The organism is Streptacidiphilus sp. EB129, assembly GCF_041262645.1.
In the GTDB taxonomy this organism is placed as follows: domain Bacteria; phylum Actinomycetota; class Actinomycetes; order Streptomycetales; family Streptomycetaceae; genus Streptacidiphilus.
In genome coordinates, this window is the sequence record NZ_JBGCCS010000074.1 from 1 (window position 1) to 16,139 (window position 16,139).

A 16,139-nucleotide genomic window follows, 5' to 3' on the forward strand; every position below is an offset into this window, starting at 1 on the left:
GGGACCCTGTGGGAGAGTAGGACACCGCCGAACAACCATTAACAGAAGGCCCCCTGACCCAGCGTCAGGGGGCCTTTCTGCGTTCACCGCAGGACAGGGACCACCCGGCTCCGCGCGGCTGCTGCGATTCCGTCTCTGCGGTAGTGCTGTCAGGGGTTGTCGCTGTTGCGCGGGTCGGGCCTCGGCGCCCAGCGGATCAGGGCCCACAGAATGATCCCACTGAGGCACCAGCCGGCCACCACGTCCAGGAACCAGTGGAAGTCCCACCAGATCAGGCAGATCCCGACACCCGTGCACAGCGCCGCAGTGCCGGCGTAGAGCGACTGGCGCAGCCGAACGGAGGCCAGGCTCAGGGACAGCAGCCAGGCGGCAGTGCCCAGGCAGACACTGGCGGTCGAGGTGTGACCGGAAGGGAACCAGCCCCAGGTGCCCCAGGGGACGGCTTGGCCTTCAGGGCCGGGGCGTCCGATGAGGATCTTGCCGGGGATCACCGTCGCGAAGAGGGCCAGGCCCGCCAGCAGAGCGCTGAGGACGGGTTTCCAGGAGCGGGAGCGAATCGCCGCGATCACGGTGGCGAGGGTCAGCAACGGGATCGAGATCACCGAAGCGCCGAAGTCGGTCCACCGCTTGGCAAGGGTGTCGAGCAGTGGGTAGGGGTTCTCCGCGACCAGGTGCAGCACGTGGCCGCGGACCCAGCGGTCGACGGCGAGCAACGGTCCCGCCGCCACCACCTGTTCGGTGATGACGGCCAGGACCACCAGCAGCACACCGGGGAGCCAGACCGACCTCAGCCCACGATGAAGCCGCCCCGGAGCAGGGGGGAGAGCTCCGGGGCGGCTGTGGTGATCGCCTGTCCGCGTGGCCCGGGGGGTTTGGGCGCGGCGGACGGCCGATCGGCTGAGGGGATGCGGACCGAAGTCCGCTGTGGTGTCCTCGGCGGTGTTTCGCCGGTGAGGGTCAGTCACCGACGGGCGCTGCTTCTCCATCTGTCATGACAGTACGTCACTGGAGCGTGGGCGGCGATCCGCCTCACCCACCCACCATCAGGTCCGCACACCATCTTCACGGTCAGCCTGCCTCAGAGGGCGGCGAAGGCGCTTTCGAGGATGTCCAGACCCTCGGCCAGCAAGTGCTCGGGCATGACCAGCGGCGGCAGGAACCGGAGCACGTTGCCGTAGGTGCCGGCGGTGAGCACCAGCAGGCCCTGCGCGTGGCAGGCCTTGGCGAGTGCGGCGGTGGCCTCCGGGTTGGGGTCCTTGCTGCCGGGCTTGACCAGCTCAACGGCGATCATCGCGCCGCGACCGCGTACGTCGCCGATGATGTCGAACTTCTCCTGCATGGCGCGGAGACGGGGCAGCATGGTCGTGCCGATGGCCTGGGCCCTGGTGTTGAGGTCCAGCTCCTTCATGGTCTCGATCGAGCCGAGCGCGGCGGCGCAGGCGACCGGGTTGCCGCCGTAGGTGCCACCGAGGCCACCCGCGTGGGCGGCGTCCATGATCTCGGCGCGGCCGGTGACCGCGGCCAGCGGCAGGCCGCCCGCGATGCCCTTGGCGGTGGTGATCAGGTCGGGGACGATGCCCTCGTCGTTGCAGGCGAACCACTGCCCCGTGCGGCAGAACCCGGTCTGGATCTCGTCTGCGACGAAGACGATGCCGTTGGCCTTGGCGAACTCGACGATCGCGGGCAGGAAGCCCTTGGCGGGCTCGATGAAGCCGCCCTCACCCAGGATCGGCTCGATCACGATGGCGGCGACGTTCTCGGCGCCGATCTGCTTGGTGATCATGTCGATCGCCTGGGCGGCGGCCTGGTCGGCGGCGTTCTCCGGGCCGGTCAGCCAGCGGTAGGGGTAGGCCACCGGCACGCGGTAGACCTCGGGGGCGAAGGGGCCGAAGCCGTGCTTGTACGGCATGTTCTTCGCCGTCATGCCCATGGTGAGGTTGGTACGGCCGTGGTAGCCGTGGTCGAAGACCACGACGGCGGTGCGCTTGGTGTAGGCGCGGGCGATCTTGACCGCGTTCTCGACGGCCTCGGCGCCGGAGTTGAACAGCGCGGTGCGCTTCTCGTGGTCGCCCGGGGTGAGCTCGTTGAGCTGCTCGGCGACGGCTACGTAGCCCTCGTACGGGGTGACCATGAAGCAGGTGTGGGTGAACGCGGCGAGCTGCTCGGCGGCACGTTCCACGACGGCCTTGGCGCTGTTGCCGACGTTGGTGACCGCGATGCCCGCACCGAAGTCGATCAGGGAGTTGCCGTCCACGTCCTCGACCACGCCGCCACCCGCGCGGGTGATGTAGACGGGGAGGGTGGTGCCGACGCCGGCCGCGACCGCGGCGAGCTTGCGCGCCTGCAGTTCCTGCGACTTGGGGCCGGGAATCGCGGTGACGAGGCGGCGCTCCTGGGGGAGCGAGGGGCCGCCGGGCTGAGCAGCGCTCATGAGTGGTCTCCCAGGGGGATTCGGTGGGACACGAACAGGCGGGTCATGAAAACAGCCTGCGTACCCTCGCAGGCTACGGCGGGACGAATAGGGGCGCATACGCCGCGGGGGAGTGGTGGCGGGGTACGACTTGGACTGGCCGGACATCGCCGCGCCGCGGCGCGCGCCTCTGCTCGGGCGGGGCGCTGTCCACTAGATTGTCAGCGTCGGTGGGCGCGCGCGAGGGAGCGGACTGCAATGTCGGTGGGTGGCGCGCGAGAGCGGTGGAGCGGGCAGCCGGAGCCGGTGGACCTGTCGGACCAGTCTCCGCGATTCCGGTACGGCGGCGGGTTCGACCTCGTCGGCTGGGTCTCCGCGACCAGGCAGCACGCCGCCCCGGGGATCTTCGCACTGGGTCCGGCGCCTCGGCCCGTCACCGGTGGCGGCACCGAGGACCCCGCCATTCCCGGGTGGAAGCTGCTGCTCCGGGCCGCGCTGAACCTGCTGGTCGCGTGGCTGGTCTTCTACTACATCGGTTCGCTCGCGGTGTACGTGATCCACCAGTACCTGGCTCAGTGGGTGGGTGGTGGCTTCGGACTGGAACTGGTCACCCTGCTCTCCTACCTCCCGGTGCTGGCGCTGCTGATCGCCGTGTTCGGGCGGATGGGCCGGTGGTCGCTGGTGTGGCGGCGGTTCGGGCGGCCGCTGGTGCGCTCGGCGGTGACCGCTGCGGAACGGCGTGCCGAGGACCGCAGGGCGGTGATCCCGGCTCAGGCGGGCGGACCGCAGCCGCAGGTGCTGGATCCGTGGCAGTCGCTCCGCGCCGTGGCCCACCCGCACGGGCTGGCGATGCTCGACCGGGAGACCGCCGCCGGGCAGGTCAACGACGTGGACCACCAGCGGCTGAACCGCGCGCTGGAGTGCGTCCGGTCCCACCCGGACCGGACCGCCGCGCTGCTGGACGCCGTGCGCGAGTACGGCGCGGCCGCCTGCGCCCACCCGTCCGGGGCCCGCGATCTTCCGCACCGTGCGGCCCACCATGACCTGCTGCTGCGTCAGGTCCGGCTGGGCACGGCCGAGGACGTGCCGAAGAACCCCGCGGGGTATCGCGGTGTCGACATCGCGCTGGACCCGGGTCTGCTGGGCACCTCGCTGCTCGCGGTCGGCCCGGCCGGGACCGGCAAGACCGCCCGGCTGGCCCGCCCCACCGCCGAGTCGCTGTGCCTGCAGGCCCTCGCGGGCACCGCCGTCGCCGTGGTCGTGGGCGACGTGGACGCCGATCTCGGGCCCGAGGCCTGGTACGACGTGGTGGTCGCGCCCGGCGACGCGCGCTCCCGCTACGGTCTGGACCTGTACGGCGGCGCCCGGCGTCCGGACGAGGCGGTCGCCCGGCTCGCGGACGCCCTGCTCCCGGATGAGCTGGCGCCCCGGGCCGAGGCGGCGCGGCTGGCGCTGCAGCAGGTGGTCGGCCCGTTCGCGGCGGCGTACGGACGCCCGCCCGGGGTGCGTGAGCTGTGCCTGCTGCTGCGCGGCGAACCGTCGGTGTGGGAGGCGTTGCGGCAGGAGCTGCGGGACACCGGCGCCCTGCCGGACCACCAGTACGAGCTGGCCCAGCGGGAGCGGACGCAGGGTCAGCCCGACGACCCGGGGGCGTTGCTCGCCGACCGGCTCGCGCTGCTGGACCGGCCCGCCTTCGCGGGCTGTTTCAACGCCTCGACGGCGGCGGGTTCGGGCGGAACCGGGGCGATGGCGGGTGCCACCGCCGAGACGCTGCCGCTGTTCGCCATGCACGCCCTGGACCACCCGCTGCGGGTGCGGATCGCGGTGCCGGAACACAACCATCCGGAGGCCGCCAGGATTCTGGCCCGGCTGGTGGTCGGTCAGTTCCTGCACGCGGCGAGCACCCGGCAGGATCGTTCCCTCTTCGCGGGCCTGGTGGTGGACGACGCCTCGGCGGTCGTGGACCCGGGCACGGTACGCGGTCTGCAGCGGCTCCGGGCCGCGCACGGGGGTGCGCTGCTCCAGCTGCGGACCATGGTCGACCTGCCGGAGGGTCTGCGGGCCCCGCTGTTCGGGGCGGTCGGCGGCCGGATGGCCTTTCCGGGCATCGCGCCCTGGGACGGCAAGCTGTTCGCGGAGACCTGGGGCACGGTGTGGGTGGACGAGCGGGACATCACCCGGACGCCGGACACCTCGGGAGGTTTCCTCAAGCGGACCTGGCGCGCGGCGCGCACCGTCCTGGAGGGCGAACGGGCGCAGACCGAGAGCGTCACCACCCGACGGGTGGAGCGCCGGCGCTGGTCCGCGTCGGACCTGGCGCAGGTGCTTCCCGGCGGGCACGCGGTGCTGTCACTGACGGCGGTGGACGGCACCACCGTCCCGCCGCTGCTCGTCGACCTGCGCGGGCGGTAGCCGGGAGCGCGGCGACGGGGATCACCGACGGCGTGCGGGTGACTCTGCCGGTGAGGCAGAATCGGTACCGGTCGTTGTCCCCAGCGGCCAGTCCGTCCTGGTACCAGTGACGGCGTACGCCCATGGGCCCGGTCGCAGCGTCGCGACCGGGAGCAGCCGCCGAAGGTGACATGACCGCCCACAGCCCCACCCCGCCCGCAGCAACCGCCCCGTCCGGCGCGACCACGGTCACCCTGTCCGCCCTGGTGGCGATACCCGGCCTGAACCTCACCGTGCTCGCCGGCGCGCAGCAGCTGGAGCGGCCGGTCCGCTGGGTCCACACCAGCGAGCTGGACGACCCGGTCCCGTACCTGGAGGGCGGCGAGCTGCTGCTCACCACCGGCCTGAAGCTGGGGAAGTCCAAGGACCGGCTGCGCCGCTACGTGCACCGGTTGGCCGATGCCGGGGTCGCCGGTCTGGGCATCGGTGTCGGCCTGTCCTACGACGAGGTTCCGGCCGCGCTGGTCGAGGCGGCCGCGGAGCGTGAGCTGCCGCTGCTGGAGGTGCCCCGGGCCACACCGTTCATCGCGATCAGCAAGGCCGTCACCGCCGCCCTGGCCGCCGAGCAGTACCAGGCGGTGACCACCAGTTTCGAGGCCCAGGAGGAGCTCACCCGGGCGGCCCTGGGCAAGGACGGCACCGCCGCGCTGGTCCGCCGGCTGGCCGCCCGGCTCGGCGGCTGGGCCGCGCTCTACGACGCCTCCGGGGCGGTCGTGGTGGCCGCGCCCGACTGGGCAGCGCGCCGGGCCAACCGGCTGCGCCCCGAGGTGGAGCGGCTGCGCAGCCGTCCGGCGCCGTCCAGCGCGGCGCTGCAGAACGAGCAGCAGGACCAGGACACCGTGGTCCAGGACACCGTGGTGCTGCAGTCCCTGGGCGCCGACCGGCGGGCCCGCGGTTTCCTCGCCGTCGGCACCGAGGACCGGCTCACACCCAGCGAGCGCTATGTGCTGAACGCCGCCGTGGCGCTGCTGACGCTCACTCTGGAGCGGTCCCGCGACCTGCGCCGGGCTGAGGAGCGGATGCGCACGGCGCTGCTGCGGCTGGTCCTGGCCGGGGAGATCGGCACCGCCAGGGAGGTGTCCGGGCCGCTGCTCGGCGGTCTGCCGGAAGGGCCGGTCCGGGTGCTGCTCGCGGAGGCCAAGGACGACTCGCTGTCGGTGCTGGGCGACCTCGCCGAGCAGGCCGCCACCCGGGCGGGCGAACCGCTGCTGCTGGCGCCGGACGGTCCGCGGCTGGTGCTGCTGGCACTTGACGACGGGGTGGTGCACCGCGAATGCGTCACCGCCGCCCAGAATCTGGACGCGCTCTGCCTCGGCATCTCGGCCCCGACCACTCCCGAGGCGGCCGCCGCCGCCTACGCCCAGGCCGAGCGCGCCCTGGCGGTGGCCCTGCGCAGCGGCCGCCGCAGCGTGGACCACGACGAGGTGGGCACCGGATCGCTGCTGCCGCTGCTGGCCGACGAGGCCGTGGTGGCCTTCGCGGACGCCCTGCTCCGGCCGCTGCGCGAGCACGACCGGACCTCGCGCGGCGACCTGGAGGCCAGCCTCAAGGCCTGGCTGTCGCACCACGGGCAGTGGGACGCGGCGGCCGCCGACCTGGGCGTGCACCGGCACACGCTGCGCTACCGGATGCGCCGGGTCGAGGAACTGCTCGGCCGGACCCTGGACGACACCGACGTCCGGATGGAGCTGTGGCTGGCACTGCGTACCCGCGGCGAGGGCCGGCAGGGCACCAGTCTGTAGCGGTCGGCTGTGGGCAGTACTACGGAACGGACAAGCCCCCGGCGGGGCTTCGCGGCCTACCGTGGAAGCCGATACCCCTCAGTTTCCTTCCCGCAGTCCTACTTTCCCGCAGAAAGGCCGGTGACCTCGTGTCCAGCACCTACGCATTCTGGCTGGCCGGTCGGCAGGAGCACGGCACGGAGTCCTTCGAGGTCCACCACCCCTGGGACAACAGCCTCGTCGGCACGGTCAGCATCCCCACCGAAGCCCAGGTCGAGGAGGCCGTCGCGGCCGCCGCCGCGGTGCAGCAAGAGTTCGCCGCGACGCCGGCGCACGTACGCGCCGCCGCGCTCGACCATGTGGCCCGCCGCCTCACCGAGCGCAGCGAGGAACTCGCGCGGCTGATCACCGCCGAGAACGGCAAGCCGATCAAGTGGGCGCGCGGCGAGATCGGCCGCGCCGCCTCGGTGTTCCGCTGGGCCGCGGAGGAGGCCCGCCGCTTCAACAGCGGTGAGGGCCAGCGCCTGGACACCGACGCCGGCGGCACCGGCCGGCTGGCGATCGTCCGCCGCTTCAACCGTGGTCCGGTCCTCGGCATCGCGCCGTTCAACTTCCCGCTGAACCTGGTCGCGCACAAGGTCGCCCCGGCCATCGCGGTCGGTGCGCCGATCATCCTCAAGCCGGCCCCCGGTACCCCGATCTCCGCCCTGGTCCTGGGCGAGATCCTGGCCGAGACCGACCTGCCGGCCGGTTCCTGGAGCGTGCTGCCGGTCGCCAACGAGAAGATGCCCGCGCTGGTCCAGGACCCGCGCCTGCCGGTGATCTCCTTCACCGGTTCGGACGTCGTCGGCTACCAGATCCTCGACTCGGTGCCGCGTAAGCACGTGACCCTGGAGCTCGGGGGCAACGCCGCCGCCGTCGTGCTGTCCGACTGGTCCTCCGAGGCCGACCTGGAGTGGGCCGCGACCCGGATCGCCACCTTCGCCAACTACCAGGGCGGCCAGTCCTGCATCTCGGTGCAGCGGGTCATCGCCGACGCCACCGTCTACGACCGCCTGGTCGAGAAGGTCGTCGAGAAGGTCGGCGCGCAGGTCACCGGTGACCCCTCGGACGACGCGGTCGACGTCGGCCCGCTGGTCAACGAGGCAGCCGCGCTGCGGGTCGAGACCTGGGTGAACGAGGCCGTGGACGCCGGCGCGAAGCTGCTCGCGGGTGGCACGCGCGACGGGGCGACCTACGCGCCGACCGTGCTCTCCGAGGTGCCCGCGGGCGTCCGGGTCGCCACCGAGGAGGTCTTCGGCCCGGTGCTGACGCTGCACCGCGCGGAGGACACCGCGGCCGCGTTCGCGCTGGTCAACGACTCCAAGTTCGGCCTGCAGGCGGGCGTGTTCACCCACGACGTGCAGACGGCGTTCCGGGCGCACCGGGAGCTGGAGGTCGGCGGCGTGATCATCGGCGACGCCCCCTCCTACCGTGCCGACCAGATGCCCTACGGCGGGGTCAAGGACTCCGGCGTGGGCCGTGAGGGTGTCGCCTACGCCATGACGGACTACACCTACGAGCGCGTGATGGTGCTGACCGGGCTGGCACTGTAGTCAACGGGCCGGCACTGCAGTCGGATCGACGTCCGGCAGGGGCGCGGGATTTCGCTGAGGCGGATCCCCGCGCCCCTGCCGTTGTCCGTGGCGCCGGCGCGCGGTACCCGCCGTGTCGTACCACTGGTGATCAGTCGGTGACGCAGCGTACGGTCGGGTGATACCGGCCGGTAGCCTCCGGCCGTACCATCCGTTGCGAGGTGGTGGCTCATGTCCGTGCCGAAGGAAGCGCCCAAGGTCACCGAGCGCGACGCCCGCCGGGTCGCCGAGGAAGCGCGCGAACAGGACTGGCGCAGGCCCAGCTTCGCCAAGGAGCTGTTCCTCGGCCGCTTCCGGCTGGACCTGATCCATCCGCACCCGTTGCCCGACCCGGAGGCGGTGCGCACCGGCGAGGCCTTCCTGGGCCGGCTGCGGGCCTTCTGCGAGACGAAGATCGACGGGGCGCTGATCGAGCGCGAGGCCCGGATCCCGGACGAGGTGGTCAAGGGCCTGCAGGAGCTCGGCGTCTTCGGGATGAAGATCGACGAGGCCTACCAGGGCATCGGCCTGACCCAGGTGTACTACAACCGGGCGCTGGCGCTGCTGGGCAGCGTGAGTCCGGCGATCGCCGCGCTGGTGTCGGCGCACCAGTCGATCGGGGTGCCGCAGCCGCTGAAGCTGTTCGGCACCGCCGAGCAGAAACAGCGCTTCCTGCCGCGCTGCGCCCGTACCGACATCACCGCGTTCCTGCTCACCGAGCCCGACGTGGGCAGCGACCCGGCGCGGCTGGCGACCTCGGCCGTCCCGGTGGAGGACGGTGCCGCCTACCTGCTGGACGGGGTGAAGCTGTGGACCACCAACGGCGTGGTCGCCGACCTGCTGGTGGTGATGGCCCGGGTGCCGCGCGGGGAGGGGCACCGGGGCGGGATCACGGCGTTCGTGGTGGAGGCGGACTCGCCGGGGATCACCGTGGAGAACCGCAACGCCTTCATGGGACTGCGCGGGCTGGAGAACGGCGTCACCCGGTTCCACCAGGTACGGGTCCCGGCCGAGAACCGGATCGGAGCGGAGGGGGCCGGTCTGAAGATCGCTCTCACCACGCTGAACACCGGGCGGCTGTCGCTGCCCGCGGTCTGCGCGGGCTCGGCCAAGTGGTGCCTGAAGATCGCACGTGAATGGTCGTCCGCACGCGAGCAGTGGGGCAGGCCGATCGCCGAGCACGAGGCGGTGGCCCAGAAGATCGCCTTCATCGCGGCGACGACCTTCGCCCTGGAGGCGGTGCTCGACCTGTCCAGCCAGATGGCGGACGAGGACCGCAACGACATCCGGATCGAGGCGGCGCTGGCCAAGCTCTACGGCTCGGAGATGGGCTGGCGGATCGCCGACGAGCTGGTGCAGATCCGCGGCGGCCGCGGCTACGAGACGGCGGAGTCGCTCGCCGCGCGCGGCGAGCGGGCGGTGCCGGCCGAGCAGGTGCTGCGCGACATGCGGATCAACCGCATCTTCGAGGGCTCGACCGAGATCATGCACCTGCTGATCGCCCGCGAGGCGGTGGACGCGCACCTGTCGGTGGCCGGCGATCTGATCGAGCCGGAGGCCGACCTGAAGCGCAAGGGGCGCGCGGCGGCGCGCGCCGGTGCGTTCTACGCCGGCTGGCTGCCCACCCTGACCGTCGGCCCCGGGCAACTCGCCACCTCCTACCGCGAGTTCCACCCGGCGGGGGGATACCGGGACCTGTCCGTGCAACTGCGCTTCGTGGAGCGCGGGGCCCGCAGGCTGGCCCGGTCGACCTTCTACGCGATGTCCCGCTGGCAGGGGCGGATGGAGACCAAGCAGGGCTTCCTGGGGCGGATCGTCGACATCGGGGCGGAACTGTTCGCGATGAGCGCGGTCTGCGTCCGCGCCGAGATGCTGCGGACCCGGGCCGGCGCCGACCCCGAGGAGGCGCGTGCGGCCTACGAACTGGCGGACCTGTTCTGCCGTCAGGCCCGGATCCGGGTGGACGAGTTGTTCGCCAGGCTGTGGACCAACACCGACGCCCTGGACCGAACGGTCTCCCGGAACGTGGTCGGCGGCAGGTACAGCTGGCTGGAGCAGGGGATCCTGGACCCCTCGGGCGAGGGACCGTGGATCGCCGACTCGACGCCGGGGCCCGCGCAACGGAGCAACGTGCACCGGCCGATCTGATCCGGCCCGGCCGAGCCGTCAACCAGCCCGTCGGCCGGCCCGTCAACCGCTCCTTCGGCCGGACCCGTCCGGCTGAAGGAGCGCGGCCGCGCCCGGCTGCCCGCCGTGCCGCACGGCGCAGTTGCGGGTCCGTCAGATCGCGCCGCACCCGGTCGGGACCGGCACCACCCCGATCGGTACGATGCCTGCTGGCGTGCGTCGGAGGCGAAGTGCGAACACCCGGGGGCCCGCGCGCCAGGTCAGTGGCGTCGTCAGGCGACGCCCGATCAGGCTCTGGCCCCCGGCGAATCCACCGACCAGAACAGGTGCCAGACGTGAGCTACCCGCCGTACGGGCAGAATCCGCAGAACCCCCAACAGCCCCCGCGCGGCTACCCGCCCCAGCCGCCGCAGCCCGGGTACGGCAGGCCGCCGCAGCAGAACTACCCGCCGCAGCAGCCCAATCCCTACGGCCCGCCGGCTCCGCAGCAGCCCAACCCGTACGGGCAGCCGTCGCCGCAACGGCCCGGCCCGCCGCAGCCGCCGCAGCAGCCGAACCCGTACGGGCAGCCGCCGCAGGCGCCCAACAACCCCTACGGGCAGCAGCCGCCCGGGGCGCCGCGCCCGCCGTACAGCGGGCAGCCTCCGTACGGCGGCGGCCAGGGCGGTCCGGGCCGTCCCGGCGGCCCGGGCCCCGGCGGCCCGTCAGGTCCCTACGACTCCGGGCCGGGCGGCCCGTCGGGCCCCGGCGGTCCGAACGGTCCGGGGGCGGGCGGTTTCGGCGGCGGCAGGCGGCCGTCGAAGCGGCCGGTGCTCATCGCCGTCGGCGCGGCCTTCGTGCTGGTCGTCGGCGGCTGTGCGGTGCTGGCCAAGGGCGGCGGCAGCAAGACCACCTCCTCGGACAGCGCCACCGGCACCGCCGCGGGCGGCACCTCCTGGTCCCCGCCGGTCTGGGCGACCAAGGCGAACGACATCGGCGCGGCCGACCCCAGCACGGTCGTCACCGGCACGGTCTACTTCGCCAAGGCCAACCCGCAGAACCTGGACACGTTCGCCGGCTCGGTGGCCACCCCCGGCAGCCCGGACTACCACCACTTCCTCACGCCGGACGAGTTCCACACCCGCTTCGGCAGCCACGCCGACGCCAGCTCGGCCGTGAGCCAGTGGATCCAGCAGGCGGGGATGAAGATCCTCTCCCAGGACACCGAGTCGATGATCGTCTCGACGACCCTGGACAAGGTCGAGCAGACGCTGCAGGTGAAGATCGACAAGTTCAAGCACCAGGGCCGCGTCGACATCGCGCCGACGTCCCAGCCGCAGTACCCCTCCAACGTCGGCGACTACGTCTCCAGCGTCACCGGTCTGACCACCTCCAGCCCGGTCAACCAGCCGCCCGCGCCGGGCGGCACCAAGAGCAGCGTCGGCGGCGGGTCCACCGGGCTGAACGCGGCCGCGCTGAAGGCGGCACTGACCGGTGGCACCGACTTCGCCCGGAGCGCCACGCACAACAGCAAGGCCAAGCCGAACGACAGCACCCAGCTGAAGTGCAGTGACTACTACGGCGAGAACCCCGCCACCAGCTACCCCCCGGCGCCGGGAGGCAGCGGCACCCCGCCGATGGCGATCTGCGGCTACAACCCCTCCCAGCTGCGCAGCGCCTACGGGGTCAGTGCCAGCGGCCTGAACGGCCAGGGCATCACCATCGCCATCGTCGACGCCTACGCCTCGCCGACCATCCAGCAGGACCTGCAGCGCTACGACCAGCAGGCCAACCTGCCGCCGGTCAGCCTCACCGAGGTGAAGCCCAGCTCGTACGCGGCCAAGGCCACCGCGAGCGACGCGGCCGGCTGGTACGGCGAGGAGACCCTGGACGTCGAGGCGGTGCACACCATCGCCCCGCAGGCCAAGATCGTCTACTACGCGGCCCGCTCCACCGACGGCGCCGACCTGGACGCGCCGCTGCACCAGATCGTCGAGCAGCACTCCGCCGACATCGTCAGCTGCTCCTGGGGCATGCCGGAGGACGGCGGCGACCCGGCCAACATGCAGGCCGAATCGCAGATCCTGGAGCAGGGCGCCGCCGAGGGCATCAGCTTCGACTTCTCCACCGGCGACAACGGCGACTCCACCGTCGGCGACAACGCCACCCCCAGCCCCTCGGTGGAGACCCCGGCGGCCAACCCCTGGGCCACCGCGGTCGGCGGCACCTCGCTGGGGATCGGCCCGCACGGCGAGTACCAGTGGGAGACCGGCTGGGGCGATCTGGACCTGCCCTTCAACGGCAGCGGCTGGGACAGCGGCAGCGGCAAGTTCGACGGCGCCGGCGGTGGCGGCATCAGCAAGGTGTTCCCGCAGCCCGCGTACCAGAAGGGCATCGTCCCGGACAGCCTGGCCGGCGCAGCCAACCCGCAGCAGGCGGCCCGGGTGCTCCCGGACGTGTCGATGCTCGCGGACTCGCACACCGGCTTCATCATCGGGATGAGCCAGGGCACCGTCGCCGCCCAGCCGAGCAGTGACGGCAGCGGCCAGGTGTTCACCGAGTCCGGGGCGGTCTACGGTCTCCAGCTCGTCGGCGGCACCAGCCTGGCCAGCCCGCTGTTCGCGGGTATGGAGGCGCTGGCCGAGCAGGCCTCGGGTTCCAAGCTGGGCTTCGCCAACCCGGTCCTCTACAAGCTCTACGGCACGCCCGAGTTCCACGACGTGCAGCCGGCGCCGGCCGCCCTGGGCCACGACCCGTACCAGGTCGCCGGGGACGACAACGGCAAGCCGATCCTGATCACCGGGGACACCGACACCTCGCTGAAGACCACCCAGGGGTACGACGACATCACCGGGATAGGAAGTCCCGCGCCGGGCTTCCTGACCTGGTTCAAGGACCACCCCAGCGGCACCTGACGACGGCTCCGCCGTCGGCCCCGCCCGGTCCCCTCACCGTCCGCCCGCCCGGCCTGTTGCCGGGCGGGCGGACGCCTTGTCACCGGAGCAGGACACAATGGTCCGCATGGACTCTCTCGCCGATCCGCACCTGCGCTTCGAACCCGTCGTCGCCGACCCCGCCGGCCCCCGGGAGCTGGTGATCCTGGGCTCCACCGGTTCCATCGGGACCCAGGCCATCGACGTCGTGCTGCGCAATCCCGACCGCTTCCGGGTGGTCGGCCTGTCCGCCGCCGGCGGCCGGGTGGACCTGCTGGCCGAGCAGGCGCTCCGGCTCGGCGTGCGCACGGTCGCGGTCGCGCGCCCCGAGGCGGTGGAGCCGCTGCGCGCGGCACTCGCGGCCAAGGCCGCCATCGGCACCCACGGGCCGTCCGGGCCGCTGCCGACGATCCTGTCCGGGCCTGACGCGGCGACAGAGCTCGCCGGGATGGAGTGCCACTCCGTCCTCAACGGCATCACCGGTTCGATCGGTCTGGCGCCGACCCTGGCCGCGCTCTCGGCCGGCCGGGTGCTGGTGCTGGCCAACAAGGAGTCGCTGATCGTCGGCGGCCCGCTGGTCAAGGCCGTCGCCAGGCCCGGCCAGATCGTCCCGGTGGACTCCGAGCACACCGCGCTGTTCCAGGGCCTGATGGGCGGGACCCGCCGTGAGGTGCGCAAGCTGGTCGTCACCGCCAGCGGCGGTCCGTTCCGGGGCCGGACCAGGGAGCAGCTGGCCGGGGTCACCCGGGAGCAGGCGCTGGCCCACCCCAACTGGGACATGGGACCGGTGATCACCATCAACTCGGCCACCCTGGTCAACAAGGGCCTGGAGGTGATCGAGGCGCACCTGCTCTACGACATCCCGTTCGAGCGGATCGAGGTCGTGGTCCATCCGCAGTCGATCGTCCACTCGATGGTGGAGTTCACCGACGGCTCGACGCTGGCCCAGGCCAGCCCGCCGGACATGCGGATGCCGATCGCGCTCGGCCTCGGCTGGCCCGACCGGGTGCCCGACGCCGCCCCCGGCTGCGACTGGACCAAGGCCGCCACCTGGGAGTTCTTCCCGCTGGACACCGAGGCCTTCCCCTCGGTCGGCCTGGCCAGGCAGGTCGGCGCCCAGGGCGGCACCGCCCCGGCCGTCTTCAACGCCGCCAACGAGGAGTGCGTCGAGGCCTTCCTGCAGGGCAGGCTGCCGTTCACAGGGATCGTGGATACGGTGGCCAAGGTGGTCGCGGAGCACGGTGAGCCCGACCCGGGAACCTCGCTGACCCTGGCGGACGTCCTGGCTGCGGAGAGCTGGGCCCGCGCGGCCACGGCGGCGTACGTGAAAGAAGGCAGCCGATGACGGCACTCCTGACGGTCCTCGGGATCGTCATCTTCGCTTTCGGCCTGCTGGTGTCGATCGCCTGGCATGAGCTGGGCCACCTGACCTGGGCGAAGGTCTTCAGGATCCGGGTGCCGCAGTACATGGTGGGCTTCGGCCCGACCATCTGGTCGCGGAAGCGGGGCGACACCGAGTACGGGATCAAGGCCATCCCGCTGGGCGGGTACATCCGCATGATCGGGATGTTCCCTCCGGGCGCGGACGGCAGGATCTCGGCCCGCAGCACCTCGCCCTGGCGCAGCATGATCGAGGACGCCCGGGCCCAGTCCTACGAGGAGGTGCTGCCCGGCGACGAGGACCGGCTCTTCTACACCCGCAAGCCGTGGAAGCGCGTCATCGTGATGTTCGCGGGCCCGTTCATGAACCTGATCCTGGCGTTCGGCCTGTTCCTGACGCTGTTCATGGGCTTCGGCGTGGTCACCCCCAACCTCACCGTGGCGACGGTCTCGAAGTGCGTGGTGTCCAGCTCCGCGGTGACCGACACCTGCCCGGCGAACGCGCCGCCGTCGCCGGCGGCCTCGTCCGGGCTGATGCCGGGCGACACCATCCTGTCCTTCGACCACACCCCGGTCAGCAGCTACGACCAGCTGCAGGCCGACATCCGCCGCTCGGCCGGCAAGACCGTGCCGATCGTGGTGCAGCGTGGCGGGCAGCAGCTGACGCTCACGCCCACCCTGGTCCGCGACCAGCTCGCCGCCCTGGACTCGAACGGGAACCCGACCGGCGGCACCGTCGAGGCGGGCTTCCTCGGGTTCACCCCGCAGCAGCCGGTCACCCAGCAGTCCCTCGGCCAGAGCGTCGACAAGATGACCGGCATGGCGAAGTCCGGCGTCCAGTCCATCCTGAAGCTGCCGTCCAAGATCCCCGCGCTGTGGAACTCCGCCTTCGACGGTGCCCCGCGCACCGCCGACCAGCCGGTCGGCGTGGTCGGCGTGGCCCGGGTCGGCGGCGAGGCCTTCGCCATGAAGGCGCCGCTGATCGACCGGTTCGCCTTCGAGATCCAGTTGCTGGCCGGCCTGAACCTGTCGCTCTTCCTGCTCAACATGCTGCCGCTGCTGCCGCTGGACGGCGGCCACATCGCCGGTGCGCTGTGGGAGGCGCTGCGCCGCCGCGCGGCGCGGCTGTTCCGCCGTCCGGACCCGGGTCCGTTCGACGTCGCCAAGCTGATGCCGGTGGCCTACGTGGTGGCGGGTGTCTTCCTCTGCTTCACCGTGCTGGTGATGATCGCCGACGTGGTGAATCCGGTGAAGATCGGCTGAACAGGGCGGTGACGCGGGGCCGTGGCGCCGGGAGGTAGGTGTTGGCGCCCGGCCCCGTGGCGTACGGTTGATCCGGGAGAGCTGGGACCACGTCCAGCCGCCCGGACCACCGGCACACACCGGTGGGACCGCCGCCTCACCTTGGGGAACTTGCCAGAGATGACCGCGATCTCGCTCGGAATGCCGTCCACGCCGCTCAAGCCGCTCGCCGTGCGGCGGAAGAGCCGTCAGATCATGGTCGGGAGTGTCCCGGTGGGTGGGG

9 protein-coding genes are annotated in these 16,139 nt (G+C 72.4%); 7 read left to right on the top strand and 2 right to left on the bottom strand.

Annotated elements, in window-relative coordinates:
• Positions 1-149 precede the first annotated feature (149 nt).
• Positions 150-767 carry a phosphatase PAP2 family protein gene (locus ABH925_RS36755; protein WP_370155794.1) on the bottom strand — a complete coding sequence of 206 codons (618 nt, stop codon included), beginning with the start codon at positions 765-767 and terminating at the stop codon, positions 150-152.
• Positions 768-1,078: 311 nt separating this feature from the next.
• Complete coding sequence (gene gabT, locus ABH925_RS36760) at positions 1,079-2,431, bottom strand: 4-aminobutyrate--2-oxoglutarate transaminase (protein WP_370155796.1); 1,353 nt, start codon at positions 2,429-2,431, stop codon at positions 1,079-1,081.
• A gap of 237 nt (positions 2,432-2,668) precedes the next feature.
• On the opposite strand from gabT, the gene ABH925_RS36765 reads away from it, so the two are divergent.
• The 7 genes from ABH925_RS36765 to ABH925_RS36795 all read left to right on the top strand — a co-directional run bounded on the left by ABH925_RS36765 (position 2,669) and on the right by ABH925_RS36795 (position 15,877).
• Complete coding sequence (locus tag ABH925_RS36765) at positions 2,669-4,822, top strand: ATP-binding protein (protein ID WP_370155798.1); 2,154 nt, start codon at positions 2,669-2,671, stop codon at positions 4,820-4,822.
• A gap of 170 nt (positions 4,823-4,992) precedes the next feature.
• Positions 4,993-6,603 carry a PucR family transcriptional regulator gene (locus ABH925_RS36770; RefSeq protein ID WP_370155800.1) on the top strand — a complete coding sequence of 537 codons (1,611 nt, stop codon included), beginning with the start codon at positions 4,993-4,995 and terminating at the stop codon, positions 6,601-6,603.
• Positions 6,604-6,731: 128 nt separating this feature from the next.
• Positions 6,732-8,177 (top strand): aldehyde dehydrogenase family protein, encoded by a 1,446-nt coding sequence (locus ABH925_RS36775; protein WP_370155802.1) that lies wholly within the window; start codon positions 6,732-6,734, stop codon positions 8,175-8,177.
• A 210-nt stretch (positions 8,178-8,387) separates the two neighbouring features.
• Positions 8,388-10,343, top strand: a complete 1,956-nt coding sequence (locus ABH925_RS36780) for an acyl-CoA dehydrogenase family protein (RefSeq protein ID WP_370155804.1) — start codon at positions 8,388-8,390, stop codon at positions 10,341-10,343.
• Between the two features lie 314 nt (positions 10,344-10,657).
• The gene (locus ABH925_RS36785) at positions 10,658-13,216 is read left to right on the top strand and encodes a protease pro-enzyme activation domain-containing protein (RefSeq protein ID WP_370155806.1); all 2,559 of its coding nucleotides are present in this window, start codon (positions 10,658-10,660) and stop codon (positions 13,214-13,216) included.
• Between the two features lie 106 nt (positions 13,217-13,322).
• Entirely contained in the window at positions 13,323-14,579 is a 1,257-nt protein-coding gene (gene dxr, locus ABH925_RS36790) for a 1-deoxy-D-xylulose-5-phosphate reductoisomerase (protein WP_370155809.1), read from the top strand.
• Complete coding sequence (locus ABH925_RS36795) at positions 14,576-15,877, top strand: RIP metalloprotease (protein ID WP_370155811.1); 1,302 nt, start codon at positions 14,576-14,578, stop codon at positions 15,875-15,877. The genes dxr and ABH925_RS36795 overlap by 4 nt, the downstream gene beginning before the upstream one ends.
• Positions 15,878-16,139 lie beyond the last annotated feature (262 nt).

What these genes read in the sequence shown, in the direction of transcription:
- ABH925_RS36795 (WP_370155811.1), top strand. Translation starts at nt 14,576, where the DNA reads ATGACGGCACTCCTGACGGTCCTCGGGATCGTCATCTTCGCTTTCGGC.
- dxr (WP_370155809.1), top strand. Translation starts at nt 13,323, where the DNA reads ATGGACTCTCTCGCCGATCCGCACCTGCGCTTCGAACCCGTCGTCGCC.
- ABH925_RS36770 (WP_370155800.1), top strand. Translation starts at nt 4,993, where the DNA reads ATGACCGCCCACAGCCCCACCCCGCCCGCAGCAACCGCCCCGTCCGGC.
- gabT (WP_370155796.1), bottom strand. Translation starts at nt 2,431, where the DNA reads ATGAGCGCTGCTCAGCCCGGCGGCCCCTCGCTCCCCCAGGAGCGCCGC.
- ABH925_RS36765 (WP_370155798.1), top strand. Translation starts at nt 2,669, where the DNA reads ATGTCGGTGGGTGGCGCGCGAGAGCGGTGGAGCGGGCAGCCGGAGCCG.
- ABH925_RS36780 (WP_370155804.1), top strand. Translation starts at nt 8,388, where the DNA reads ATGTCCGTGCCGAAGGAAGCGCCCAAGGTCACCGAGCGCGACGCCCGC.